We start from the raw sequence: 13,268 nt of genomic DNA on the forward strand, positions 1-13,268 counted from the left end.
TAAAACATTATATGAAATGAGAAAGATTGCATGTATTTTAATTCTTGGATGTATTGTTAGCTATGGCAACTTACAAGCTGTTAATTTAACAAAAGAAATAGCACAGGTTGTTAAACCTAGCGATGATATTAAGGTAATGTTTCAAAACGAGCAGTATCAGCGCATAATAGATACATATGCAAATACTCCAAGAAATCTGTCATCAGAAGAGTTAACTTATGTTGCTCAATCTTATTCTTATATAAGCGATTTAGGCAATGCACATAAATATATAGATCTGGCAATAAATAAAGATAAAAAGAGTTCGAAGGCACTATATGTGAAAGGTGTAATCTATAATATGGAAGGCAAGCCTGAGTTAGCTATCGAGAATCTTAAAAAAGCTATTACCTTATCTCCAAAATCTTCAGAATACTATGCAGAACTTGGTGATGTTTATTTTTCGATGGATGATGATGAAGAAGCTCTGGATAATTACAGAAAAGCAATTGGCTTACCCAATCCGGCAGAGAGAGCCTATTTTATGATCGGTGCTGTTTATGCAGGGCAAGATAATCTGAAAAGTGCACTAGATGCTTTTTATATTGCAAAATCTAAAGTGCAAAAAGATAAAGAGTTATATGTTACAATTTTGTATAACATCGGAAATATAGAATATAACAATAGAAACTACAAGAATGCTATCGATGCCTATAAAGAATTGATGGAGTATTTTCCGGACGACTATTATTCTTTGGAGAAGCTAGTGCAGTGCTATAATGCCTTGGGGCTTTATGATGCTTCGGATGTATCTAAAACAAAATTATATGAAGCGTATGAAAAAGGAGATCTTTCTTCTTCCAGCATGTCTGATATGTTTTGTTTAGATCAGTTCTCTGTTGGAAATAAAGGAATCTTGGTATATGAACGTTTTGAAGAAGTAGATTGCAGATCTTTTGTAAAGAATATATTCTATGTAACAGATACCAGTGGTAATATAGAATCTATTATAACACTTAAATATGAACCATCAGAAAGTGATGGTTCAAAGGGACATTTTGAGGCAATTCTAGAAAAAGGATCAGATCAATATAGATTTAATACAGTTTTCGAAGGTGGGGTTAGATATAGCACTTTAAAACCTTATATATCAGATATTATAGCCGGTAAGGTAGAGGCTATCCCAGTAAACGAATAAATCAGCTTCAAGGATTAAGCTTTCTTCTTTACTCTTACTATATCTCCAGCAACAGGAGAAAGTTTAGTGAAACCATAAAGAGAAAATAATCCTAAAATTGCTACAAATATAAATGCTAAGCGGAAGTCAGGAACTGTATAGTTTGCTGTACTTCCGTTTATTATATTTGCAAAACGGAGAAATACGGCACCCATAGCTATTCCCATTCCTGTTGACATTTGTTGTATTGTACTATACAAGGTGTTGGCTGTGGTCATCTGTTTTTGAGGAATGTCAGCGAAAGCCAAAGTTGTAATAGCGCTAAATTGCATGGAGCGAAACATCCCTGATAAAAACATAACTAATACAATTAGCCATACAGGAGTAGTAGGGAGTAAGAAGGCTGTAAATAGAGAAAATAGAGCTATTAGAAAACCGTTTGCAATGAGTACTGTCTTAAAATTATAATGGTGCATAACCCATATCGTGGCAGGCTTCATAGCCAGATTTCCCGCCATTGTTGATAAGAACAGCATTCCCGATTCAAATGGGTTTAATCCAAATCCCTCCTGAAACATTAAGGGAACTAAGTATGGTGCCACCCCAATTACCATGCGTGAGATAGAACCGGCAAAGATTGTTACCTTATAAGTCGGAATTCGAATAATAGAATAATCAATTAAAGGATTAGAAATATGTCTTGAATATCTGACATTAAAGAATAGAAGTCCTAGACTGATCAGAACTATGATGACTGAGACATAATAAGGGACTTCTTCTCTGCTTAATAATTCCACACCATACATAAAACCGGCGAGAGCTAATCCGCTAAGAACAAACCCCACAAAATCGAAGTGCTTCTTTGTTTGTTCTTCATCTCTATCTTCGGGGATATGTCGCCACGACAGAATAACACATATGATACTGATCGGAACGTTTAAGTAGAATATCCAGTGCCAAGACCAATAGGTTGTTAAATATCCTCCGACCAAAGGTCCTAGAATAGGAGCAACCAATGCAGGCCAGGTGATATAGGCCATAGCTGTCACTAAATTTTCCTTTGGAGTCACTTTCAATACGGCTAATCGTCCTACCGGAGTCATCATGGCTCCTGACATTCCTTGCATGATTCTGAATATAACGAATTGGCTAAGAGTTTGTGACGTTCCACAAAGAGCAGATGTTAACGTGAAAAGTATAATAGCAATGCAAAATATTCTTCGTGTACCAAAACGGTCTGCTATCCAACCACTGACCGGTATAAATATAGCAAGGGCTATCAGATAGGAGGTAACGCCGGCACTTAAATGTATAACGTCTGTGTTAAAAGATTTAGCCATAGACGGAATTGCAGTGTTGACAGCAGTTGTATCCAGTCCTTGCATAAAAAAAGCAATAGCAACAATAAGAGATACAGTAGTAGAGCGATCAAGTTTCATTGAATAATCTTTTCAGTTACAAAAGTAATATAAAGTCCATGTTTTACTTCAAATCAGTGAATACATCTTCTCAGATTAGACAGAAAGAAAACATTTGGAAACTAAAAAGGTTTATAGATTGATGAAATATCTTCTCTGTGAATTGATTGAAAAACTCTATCTTTGATGGTAGAAAAATAATTATAATATGAACTGGGAACAACTTCTTTCGGCTAAACGTTTCGGACTAGAAAAGTATCACGATAACAAACATCATGATAGAACAGAGTTTCAGCGAGATTATGACCGATTAATATTTTCTTCTCCGTTTAGGCGATTGCAAAATAAAACGCAGGTATTTCCTCTTCCTGGGAGTGTTTTTGTTCATAATAGGTTAACACATAGTATAGAAGTCTCTTCTGTTGGGCGATCGCTTGGGGTGATTGTAGGACGAGAGTTGAGGAAGAAGTACCCTCAATCAGAAGCTCATTTCGAAGAAATTGATTCTATTGTCGCAGCAGCTTGTCTTGCTCATGATCTAGGTAACCCTCCCTTTGGTCATTCGGGAGAGACTGCAATATCGACCTATTTTTCGGAGGGAAAGGGGAGAGGATTGGAACAGAAAATAAAAGCAGAAGGCGGACGATGGGAAGATTTTATCAATTTTGAAGGAAATGCAAATTCTATTCGTCTTTTGATACATCAATTTAACGGAAGACGTCCGGGTGGGTTTGTGATGACTTACTCTACTTTAGCCTCTATTGCAAAATATCCTTACTCTTCGATCATAGGTAATGGGAAGGGTAAGTTTGGCTTCTTTCAGGCTGAAGAAGACGACTTTAAGAGAATAGCTGATGATCTGAGGATGAATTGCTTGTCCAAATCACCTTTGCATTATCAACGATACCCTCTCGTGTATTTGGTAGAAGCTGCCGATGATATCTGTTATAAAATAATGGATATAGAGGATGCTCATAAGCTCGGCATATTGACAACAGAACATACAATGGAACTTTTCTTAAATTTCTTTTCAGAAGAAAGGCAAGAGAAGATGCGTAGAGTGATGGATGTGGTAACAGATGTAAATGAGCAGATTGCGTATCTTCGCTCTAGCGTTATTGGTCTGTTGGTAGATGAATGCTCTGCAGTCTTCCTTAAATATGAAGATGAGATCTTAGAGGGAAAGTTTACAGGATCTTTAGTGAAAAATATATCTTCTCTTCCAAATGAGGCTTATCGTATTGCGACGGAAATTAGTTATAAAAAAATCTATAAGACAAAAGATGTTGTAGATATTGAACTGGCTGGGTATCGAATAATTGGTTTCTTGTTAGATACATTTATTACAGCAATAGAAAATCCGACAAATAAATATTCTGAATTGATATTGAGTCGTATCCCGGAGCAATATGAAATAAATGCTCCGACCTTGTACCAACGAATTTTAGCAATATTGGATTTTGTGTCAGGAATGACTGATGTATATGCCTTAGATTTATATAGGAAGATAACGGGAATGAGCTTACCTACAGTGTAGATTATAGCAGGATATTTATTACATTTTCCATCTTGTCAATAGCGTTTCCCCAGCTGAAACGTTGCACATATTCATTCCCTTTCTGAGCTAATTCTATTCTACGAGAATTATTTTTAATCAGATAAATAATCTTTTCTGCCATTTGTTCAGGATTACCTGTGTCTACTAGTAAAGCAGTCTTTTCATCGAAGGCATATTCCTGATGTCCTTCTATATCTGTACAGATAAGGGCACAACCGCAAAACATAGATTCGACAGAAACAAGACCAAAGCCTTCTGTAAAGCTATTAGATATAAAAATTGCATTTTCGTTGTAAAGATCACTTAGATTTTCAGGATCCCTGTAATAGTTAATCCATTCGGGGAGATTGTGAGGGGCAGGAGATATACCAAACATATCGACTTGTAATTCAGGAACCTCTTTTTTCACTAAAATCAAAGCTTCAATGCCATATTTTGAACCTTTGATCTCTTGCTCCGAATAATTCATTGCTACAGAAAATGGACATCTGCCCTCAATACTATTTTTTACAAAATAGCGAGTGTTATCCAATCCATTTTCAATGAGTTCTATTCTGTTTTGGGTATGTTGAGTAACAATATTTTTTAGGTATGAGGCAACAACTATATTTGTTACATCTTTAATGTCGTATGAGCGAAAGAGTAAATCTTCATTCCCTTCCCAATTTTCAAAGCCTTGAATTAGATTAATCTTTTTCCCTTTTTGGGGACTTAGCTTACCCATTTCGGAGACGGTAGCCCACCATGTTGCTATGACAATATCAGCATCCTCAATATAATTTTCCTTGATTTCAGGGACATATGACATTGTAATAGACGGATCAAAATCGAACCACTTATCTGTTCGGAATCCCTCTACTATAGAAAGTATATATCGTATAGTATAAGGAAGACGATATTTCATATATGGAGTTCTGATAGGATAGGTGAGGTGAACTTTGTACCCTTTTTTTGCTAGCCGATTTGCATATTCATACATGATTCTAAAGCCACCGGCAGGTCGGCGAGGTTTGAAAGGAAGAATGAAGTTTATTCTTGTTGGTTGGGTCATCTTTATAGTAGAATATAGTATAAGACAAAATTAAATAAAAAGCTAGATTAACAGCAATGTCATGAAAACAAAAAAGGTTATCCCTATGAGATAACCTTTTTTTGAGTAAATATTCTTTTTAACAAGGAATCTTATCTATTCTTGCCTGATGTCTTCCACCTTCGAAAGAAGTATTAAAGAATACTTGAAGCATCTCAAAAGCTTCTTTTTCAGTAATCATTCGGCCTGGTAAGGTCAATATATTAGCATCGTTGTGCAAACGAGCTAACTTAGCTATTTCCGGATTCCAGCATAAAGCACTTCTTACAGATTTGTGTTTGTTCAGTGTCATGTTTATACCATTTCCTGATCCACAAACAGCAATACCAAAATCACATTCGTTATTATCTATGGCACTACCTAGCTTGTGTGCAAAATCTGGATAATCGACACTTTCTGTAGAATATGTTCCAAAATCAATATAGCTAATCCCTTCCTCTTTGAGGATGCTAATAATGTATTCTTTGATAGGAAAGCCTGCGTGATCGCTGGCTAGTCCGATTGGTTTTCCTCCTTCTTGAAGTATAGTCATCAGATATTATTTATTTAAATAATCTTTTACTTGTTTTTGTACATTTTCGGCAGTAAAACCTAATTTTTCATCCAAAACTTTGTAAGGAGCAGAAAAACCGAATGAGTTTAAACCCCAAACTCGTCCTTCGCTACCTACAAGACCTTCTAGAGTAACAGGGAGACCGGCTGTAAGACCAAATATTTTCTTTCCTCTAGGTATTACTGAATCTTGGTATTCTTTACTCTGTGTGCGGAATAAACCTTCGGAAGGAACAGAAACTATACGAGTCTTAATTCCATCTTCTTTTAATAGTTTAGCTCCATCTACAAGAGTAGAGACTTCAGATCCCGAAGCAACTAAGATTACATCATAGTTTGCATCTTCTTGTACGATATATGCACCTTTTTCAGCCTGTAAAGCTTCCTCAAATTTGTTTCCTTTTGAAGGAAGGTCATTGATGTTTTGACGAGAAAAAATTAAACCGGTTGGCGTAGAGTGGTTTTCCATTGCCATCTTCCAAGCAACAGTCGCTTCATCTACATCGGCAGGACGCAATACTAGCATAGAGTTGTGTCCATGGTGGTTTTGAAGTTTCTCTAGTAAACGGATCTGAGCTTCTTGCTCTACTGGTTCGTGAGTAGGCCCGTCTTCTCCTACGCGGAATGCATCGTGAGTCCAGATGAATTTAACCGGAATTTCCATCAACGCAGCTAAACGTATAGCTGGTTTCATATAATCGGAGAAAACAAAGAATGTAGCACATGCTGCAACTACTCCGCCATGAAGCATCATACCAATGCTAAGGCAAGCCATTGTAAGTTCAGATACTCCGGCTTGTAAGAAAGCTCCGGAAAAATCATTTCTTTTTAGGCTATGTGTTTTCTTTAAGAAACCATCAGTTTTATCAGAGTTTGATAAGTCAGCAGAAGATACAATCATGTTCTCAACTTTCTCTGCTAATACTCCAAGAACTGTAGCTGATGCGCTACGTGTTGCCTGATTGCGTTTTTGTTCGATAGCAGCCCAGTCGATAGCTGGGATATAGCCACTGAACCATTTGTCCATTTTGTCTGCTAGTTCAGGGTTTGCTTTTGCCCAAGCTTCTTTTGCTGTATATTTTTTAGCAACTATTTCTTTAAGTTCAGCTTTACGTTTAGCATAAAGTTCTGCCACTTCAGGGAAAATAGTGAATGGATTTTTAGGATCTCCACCAAGTCCTTCTATTGTTTTGTCAAAAGAACCACCTGCTGCACTAATTGGCTGACCATGAGTGTCTGGACAATTAGCAAGACTAGAACCGTCTTCTCTAATAACTCCTTTACCCATTATTGTTTTTCCTATAATTAAAGTAGGTTTTTCTTTTTCTTGTTTTGCCTCTGTAAGAGCTGCACGAATATCTGTAGCACTATTTCCATCAATAGTAATTACTCTCCATCCCCAAGCTTCGTATTTGGCTGCAATATCTTCTTCTGTAACGTCTTTCGTTTCTGTTGACAATTGTATGCCATTCGAATCGTAGAACATGATTAAGTTATTCAGACCTAAATGTCCAGCTGTACGACCGGCTCCTTGAGAGATTTCTTCTTGTATACCACCATCAGAAATGAAGGCATAGATTGTTTGACTCATTTGGTCTCCAAAACGATGTTGAAGGAATTTAGCAGCGATAGCAGCACCAACAGCAAAAGTATGTCCTTGTCCTAGTGGACCAGAAGTGTTTTCAATTCCACGAGTGATGTCTCTTTCAGGATGTCCTGGTGTAACACTTCCCCATTGACGAAACTGTTGTAAATCTTCTAGCGAAAATTTACCAGTTAATGCAAGAGTAGAATAGAGCATAGGTGACATATGTCCGGGATCTAAGAAGAAACGATCGCGACCTTCCCATGTCGGATTTTCCGGATCATATACTAAAAATTCGCTGAATAAAACGTTGATAAAATCAGCACCACCCATAGCACCACCAGGGTGTCCAGACTTCGCTTTCTCGACCATAGCTGCCGAAAGAATACGAATATTGTCCGCTGAACGATTTAATAAGTCAATGGAGTTCATAATTATATTTTGAGCTTAAAATTTTACTTAAAATTTACTTTTATACAAAAGTAAGAAATAAGCTGAGATATTGAAACTAAAAAAGAATGATGTTTTCTATTTGAAATAGAGATATTATATAATTGCTGTTCTCTAGTTAGATTCTGTTCTTATGTACTATTTTGCTTGAAGGAGGTTTATCTAAATAGGTAGCTATAAAGATAGAAAGGCATGTCCTCAGACATGCCTCCTACTTTTATAATTACCCCAAATTATTATTCAACGGCTAATCCTCCTAGCGAAGTTTCTTTGTAAAGACTAGGTAGATCATGTCCTGTTTGTTTCATCGTCTTAACAACCTTGTCGAAGTTGATGATGTGTTTACCATCCGAAAGCATAGCAAAAGAGCAAGAATCTAAAGCTCGCGCCGCAGCGAAAGCATTTCTTTCTATACAAGGGATTTGTACCAATCCACAGATAGGGTCGCAAGTTAAGCCCAAATGATGTTCGAGACCCATTTCTGCGGCATATTCTATTTGTTGAGGCGATCCTCCAAATAGCTGGCAAGCAGCAGCGGCAGCCATAGCACAAGCAACTCCAATTTCGCCTTGGCAACCAACCTCTGCACCGGAAACAGATGCATTGTGTTTCACTATATTCCCAATTAGCGCAGCTGTGGCCAAAGCTCTGATTAATCGTTTTTCGCTGACTTCGTGATTTTTCTTTAAGTGATATAATACAGCAGGTAAAACGCCGCAAGAACCACATGTTGGAGCTGTGACTATAATTCCTCCACTTGCATTTTCTTCTGATACAGCGAGAGCGTATGAATAAATCAAGGCGCGACTTTTCATGGAGCCTTGATAGCCTTTCGATTTGATGAAATATGTAGATGATTTGCGTTGTAAACCAAGTCCTCCAGGTAAAAGACCTTCACCCTCAAGACCTCTTTGGATAGCAGCTTCCATCGTATCCCATACAGTTCCTAAATATTCGTAAATATCTTTTCCTTCTTTATCTTCTACGTACTCCCAAAATGTTTTACCTTTCGTATGACACCATTCTAGTATGTCTTTCATCGTAGTCTTATCATAGATGGCTTCTTTAGCTGTTCTACTGGTTCCATCCGATAAATCGCCTCCACCAATACTGTAGACAGTCCATTCTTTAACGGATTCGCCTTTTACGATAGCTTCAAAAGTCATTCCGTTTGTATGGAACGGGAGGACTGTTTCAGGTCTCCAAATTATTTCTACTTTATAAGGTTGAAGTGTGTCTATAATAGCAATATCTGTTAAGTGCCCTTTTCCTGTAGCAGCGAGGCTTCCATATAATGTGATGCGAAACTCGTCAGCATATTCATTTTCTTCTTTAAATATTAAGGCCGCTTTTTGAGGAGCCATTGTATGACTGCTGGAAGGTCCATGTCCTATTTTATATAGATTACGAATTGATTCCATTTGTTATTTGATTTTATGGGTTATGACACCTCTCTAAATTTAGAGTTTATTTATTTGTTTATAGTAACTTTGAGTTAATAATAGTTAATTCTGTTTTTATGAAACAGAAGAAATAGATAGTATCAAAAGTTTATAAATATCATTGATTATGCTTTTATTTGTAATACTATTTTAATTAAAAGAGCTGTTTCGTTTTTAGTCTTTTGTTATAAATGGTTGATTGTCTGTAATGATTTTATATATATGGTATCTGATTTGCTTTTAGCTATTATCAATAGGCAAAAATATAGAATAAAAACAAGTAAAAAAAGAGAATAAGGATGTTATATGATTTATGTTTTATAACATGTTTTTTAAATAAAGAAGCTCGGAATAGATAACTATTTTTACATCGTTTTTGTGAAAACAATCTTCATATAACCTAATATAACCATGAATTTAGATACATATTCCTTAAATGTATCAGATAAAAGGAAGATCAAGGGGTAATTGAGTTTTAAGTTTAATTACCCTTTGAGATCCTTTTCGGGGTTACGGTTAATGGATTTTAAATTAAGAGATATTAAATAACTAAATAATAAAACTAATATGAGTACAGAAAAGAAAAATTACACGTTACCCATTATTGTGATGATCTTCCTGTTTGGTATGATCTCCTTCGTAACGAACTTAGCTTCGCCAATGGGTGATATTCTTAAATTCCAGTTCAATGTGCCAAACTGGATGGGAACACTAGGGGTATTGGCCAATTTTATTGCTTATGCAGTAATGGGATATCCTGCAGGTAACCTTCTTCAAAAGATGGGTTATAAGAAAACAGCTCTAATTGCTATTGCAATAGGTTTTATCGGAGTTGGAATTCAAACATTATCAGGAACATTTGAAAGTTTTGGTGTTTATTTACTAGGTGCGTTTGTTGCCGGATTCTCTATGTGTTTACTTAATACAGTAGTGAACCCAATGTTGAATATGCTAGGTGGCGGTGGTAACAAAGGAAACCAATTGATCCAATTAGGAGGTTCATTTAACTCTCTTTGTGGTACTGCTGTTATTATTTTAACAGGTATTCTTATTCCAGAAGGTATCAAGAATGCTCAAATTAGCAATGTTTTCCCTCTAATGTATGCAGCACTAGCTATCTTCGCTTTTGCATTTATCGTAATCGGAATGACAGCAATTCCAGAGAAAGGACAAGAAAGATCAACAGTTACACAAGATTCATCTAAATATAGTGCACTTTCTTTCCGTCACTTTGTTTTAGGTGCTGTAGGTATTTTTGTTTATGTAGGAGTTGAAGTTGGTGTACCTAACGTATTAAACAAATGGCTACAAAATCCAGATCTAGATGTGTTAAATCTAGGAGGTAGTGGTAGTGCAGAAGCTATTGCAGCCTCTGTAGCAGCTACATATTGGTTATTAATGTTAGTCGGCAGACTTGTAGGTGCAGCTATCGGAAGTAAAGTTTCTGCAAAATCAATGTTAGGAGTTGCTTCTATTATAGGCTTAGTATTAACTCTAGCTGCTATATTTGCTCCTACAACAACATTAGTTGAACTACCTGTATTTAAAAATGGTGCTGATGGCTTATTCGGCTTAGAAAAAGTGCCAGTGAATGCAGCTCTTTTAGTTCTTGTCGGACTATGTACTTCTGTAATGTGGGGTGGTATATTTAACCTGGCAGTAGAAGGTCTTGGTAAGTATACAGAAAAAGCATCTGGTATTTTCATGGTATTAGTTTGTGGTGGAGGTATACTTCCATTCTTCCAAAATCTAATAGTTGATTTAACTGGAGGTGTTGGTTATTTGACAAGTTACTGGTTAGTAGTAGCAGGTCTTGCTTATCTATTATTCTATGCTCTAGTAGGATCTAAAAATGTGAATAAAGATATTCCTGTAGAATAATCTATTGAATATTAAAATATAAAGAAAGAGCTTCAAGTAAATAACTTGAAGCTCTTTCTTTATTGTTATGTATTGTTGTTGTTTTATGAACTCGTGATGTATTTAGATTCAGAGGTTTGTAAAGTGCTTTCTTGTTGTTAATTACCATTCTCAGAGAAAACAAGTAGTTCTTTTATATGATTCCAGTTAAGAATAAATGATATGTTTATAAGATATCACTATCGTCTATCTTGTTCTAAACTATTTTGTACTCAACTATAGTCAAATTTACACTAAATATTCATTCAGAGGTCTTTGAAACAAATGCACCACAAGTTTAATGATGTGAATTAATAGATGTAATTAATCATTCCATAGGACAGCGTAAGAATCAAAGTCTTGTCTGTTAAATAGAGTGAAATCGATTTCTAAAGTGCCAATTCTATCTTCAGAAATAACATAAGCTGTATTAGCTTTAGGAATAATGCTGTCAGGTAAGTAAAAGAAGTTATTACCGCAACTATGAATCAAATTTAGTCCACCGTCATATTTTTTATGTACTATTGAATGAGGGTCTAGCGGCATATAGAAAAGAATCATAGATGCGCCATTATCCATGGATGAATATTTGGATCCACAATAATACACTTCATCAAACTCTCTTTGTTGTACAAATTTAACAGGTTCTTGAACTGTGTAATTGAATCCTGAATATTCCCAAAGTACTCCCTGATTTTTAGGAGAGTAATAATTGAAATATTGATAGGTGAATATAAAAAAGCAAATTGAAAATAGAGGAACGATTATATATATAGATTTCTTGAATTTATTTAGAGCCAAGTATATACCGCACCCGCAAAAATAAAGTAAAGGAAACCATAAAAGATTCCAGTGGTTTACATTTGGAGAAACAAAGAGTAAGATAGGTAAACAAGAAACGGCCCAGATGATGAAAAACATATCTATAGCACTGAGGTTTTTATTCTTCAGTTTTACATAGAAATAATATAGAATAAATGGTATTCCAATAATATTATAGAATTGCCCCCAAGGTTCAATATTATTCCAATTAAGAGTATCTGCACCTTTAATTAAAAGCCTAGCTGAATCATGTATATGTACACCTATTTTTCGTAAAAAAGGTTCTTGACTCATAAGTATAGTCTGAGAGTCTCTTTTAGCTTCCATTCCGATAATAGTAATAGGACCTAGTTTAAATTCTTCTCCATCGAAGAAAAGATTAAAAGCAAAAAGTATTATAGGAATAGCTAGTAGTAGCATCACTGTGCCTCCTAATAATATTTGCTTGGTTGTTATTTTCTTTTTTCTTATTAGGTATACAACTAGAGCAATAACCATGAAGGGTAGCATAAGCCAGCTTACTCCATATCCATAGGCTGCTATGGCAAGAAAAGAAAAACCTAGGATATAATAGATTGTCTGCTTTTTTATTATTGGTGAATAATAGGCTAGAATAAAGAAACAAAGTCCAATTAAAACAAGGTCTGGACATACATTACAATCAAGTCCCCAACGGCTTTTCATTATATGCCAAGGGCTAATAAGAAAAAAGGTGATAAGTGTAAACGTATATAACGTATTTCTCTGTGTTTTAGTCAAAGTCCAATAGAAGAACAAAAGACTACTGCAACTAAGTAATGCCATTGCCATGCGATGTGCAACAGTGGACATTCCGAAGAGTTTAATGAAAGGGAGAGCAAAGTAGGCATATAAGGCACTTTGTCCGGTTCCCCATGATTCAAGATATACTGGATATGAAGCCAAATGTTGATCAACTCCATAATTGTCAATACACCAAGCGTCATAAGCATTTATTGCCTCATCCCAGAAAACGCCATAGGGATACATAAGATAAACTGTGCGAACTAATATCCCTATAATTAGGATTGGCTGTAAGTAGTTGTATAAAAGTTTGTCGTTATGATTATCAAACGTTTTTGTATCATATGTTTTTTTGAGAATAAAAAATAGAATTAATAATCCTAAAAAAATCAATATTGTCATCATGTTTTGTAAAATAGAATCTACTTATCTCGGTCTAATCTATTAAATAGATATACTTATGTAATATTAATAAATCTAGAATAATAATAAGTATATATTATATTGTTTATAGTCTGTTAATTGAATCAACAA

The 13,268-nt window shown here is 35.5% G+C and carries 9 protein-coding genes; 3 read left to right on the forward strand and 6 right to left on the reverse strand.

Going from position 1 to position 13,268, the window contains the following annotated elements; all coding sequences use genetic code 11:
* Positions 1–16: 16 nt before the first annotated feature.
* The gene (locus DHU68_RS05165; protein ID WP_108821916.1) at positions 17–1,177 is read left to right on the forward strand and encodes a tetratricopeptide repeat protein; all 1,161 of its coding nucleotides are present in this window, start codon (positions 17–19) and stop codon (positions 1,175–1,177) included.
* A 14-nt stretch (positions 1,178–1,191) separates the two neighbouring features.
* Here the strand turns inward: DHU68_RS05165 and DHU68_RS05170 are convergent, their stop codons facing one another.
* A complete protein-coding gene (locus DHU68_RS05170) occupies positions 1,192–2,595 on the reverse strand; it encodes a DHA2 family efflux MFS transporter permease subunit (RefSeq protein WP_108821917.1) in 1,404 nt (467 codons plus the stop codon).
* Between the two features lie 187 nt (positions 2,596–2,782).
* Here DHU68_RS05170 and dgt point away from each other — a divergent pair, with 187 nt between their 5' ends.
* Complete coding sequence (gene dgt, locus DHU68_RS05175; protein WP_108821918.1) at positions 2,783–4,111, forward strand: dGTP triphosphohydrolase; 1,329 nt, start codon at positions 2,783–2,785, stop codon at positions 4,109–4,111.
* Between the two features lies 1 nt (position 4,112).
* On the opposite strand, the gene DHU68_RS05180 is transcribed toward dgt, so the two are convergent.
* The 4 genes from DHU68_RS05180 to DHU68_RS05195 form a co-directional block, all read right to left on the reverse strand.
* Positions 4,113–5,183: a glycosyltransferase family 4 protein gene (locus tag DHU68_RS05180; protein WP_108821919.1), complete on the reverse strand. Its 1,071-nt coding sequence runs from the start codon at positions 5,181–5,183 to the stop codon at positions 4,113–4,115.
* Positions 5,184–5,301: 118 nt separating this feature from the next.
* Entirely contained in the window at positions 5,302–5,754 is a 453-nt protein-coding gene (rpiB, locus tag DHU68_RS05185; RefSeq protein WP_108821920.1) for a ribose 5-phosphate isomerase B, read from the reverse strand.
* A gap of 6 nt (positions 5,755–5,760) precedes the next feature.
* Positions 5,761–7,791, reverse strand: a complete 2,031-nt coding sequence (locus DHU68_RS05190) for a transketolase (protein WP_108821921.1) — start codon at positions 7,789–7,791, stop codon at positions 5,761–5,763.
* A 254-nt stretch (positions 7,792–8,045) separates the two neighbouring features.
* Positions 8,046–9,230 (reverse strand): L-serine ammonia-lyase, encoded by a 1,185-nt coding sequence (locus tag DHU68_RS05195; RefSeq protein ID WP_108821922.1) that lies wholly within the window; start codon positions 9,228–9,230, stop codon positions 8,046–8,048.
* 588 nt (positions 9,231–9,818) lie between these two features.
* On the opposite strand from DHU68_RS05195, the gene DHU68_RS05200 reads away from it, so the two are divergent.
* A complete protein-coding gene (locus tag DHU68_RS05200; protein WP_108821923.1) occupies positions 9,819–11,132 on the forward strand; it encodes an MFS transporter in 1,314 nt (437 codons plus the stop codon).
* 342 nt (positions 11,133–11,474) lie between these two features.
* Here DHU68_RS05200 and DHU68_RS05205 read toward each other — a convergent pair whose 3' ends face one another.
* Positions 11,475–13,139 (reverse strand): glycosyltransferase family 39 protein, encoded by a 1,665-nt coding sequence (locus DHU68_RS05205; RefSeq protein WP_108821924.1) that lies wholly within the window; start codon positions 13,137–13,139, stop codon positions 11,475–11,477.
* Between the last annotated feature and the right edge of the window lie 129 nt (positions 13,140–13,268).

It is taken from the genome of Dysgonomonas sp. Marseille-P4361, from assembly GCF_900343125.1.
Classification (GTDB): Bacteria; Bacteroidota; Bacteroidia; order Bacteroidales; family Dysgonomonadaceae; genus Dysgonomonas.

Excerpts from the sequence above, each read along its gene's own strand:
- DHU68_RS05165 (WP_108821916.1), top strand. The coding sequence starts at position 17 with ATGAGAAAGATTGCATGTATTTTAATTCTTGGATGTATTGTTAGCTAT.
- DHU68_RS05170 (WP_108821917.1), bottom strand. The coding sequence starts at position 2,595 with ATGAAACTTGATCGCTCTACTACTGTATCTCTTATTGTTGCTATTGCT.
- dgt (WP_108821918.1), top strand. The coding sequence starts at position 2,783 with ATGAACTGGGAACAACTTCTTTCGGCTAAACGTTTCGGACTAGAAAAG.
- DHU68_RS05180 (WP_108821919.1), bottom strand. The coding sequence starts at position 5,183 with ATGACCCAACCAACAAGAATAAACTTCATTCTTCCTTTCAAACCTCGC.
- rpiB (WP_108821920.1), bottom strand. The coding sequence starts at position 5,754 with ATGACTATACTTCAAGAAGGAGGAAAACCAATCGGACTAGCCAGCGAT.
- DHU68_RS05190 (WP_108821921.1), bottom strand. The coding sequence starts at position 7,791 with ATGAACTCCATTGACTTATTAAATCGTTCAGCGGACAATATTCGTATT.
- DHU68_RS05195 (WP_108821922.1), bottom strand. The coding sequence starts at position 9,230 with ATGGAATCAATTCGTAATCTATATAAAATAGGACATGGACCTTCCAGC.
- DHU68_RS05200 (WP_108821923.1), top strand. The coding sequence starts at position 9,819 with ATGAGTACAGAAAAGAAAAATTACACGTTACCCATTATTGTGATGATC.
- DHU68_RS05205 (WP_108821924.1), bottom strand. The coding sequence starts at position 13,139 with ATGATGACAATATTGATTTTTTTAGGATTATTAATTCTATTTTTTATT.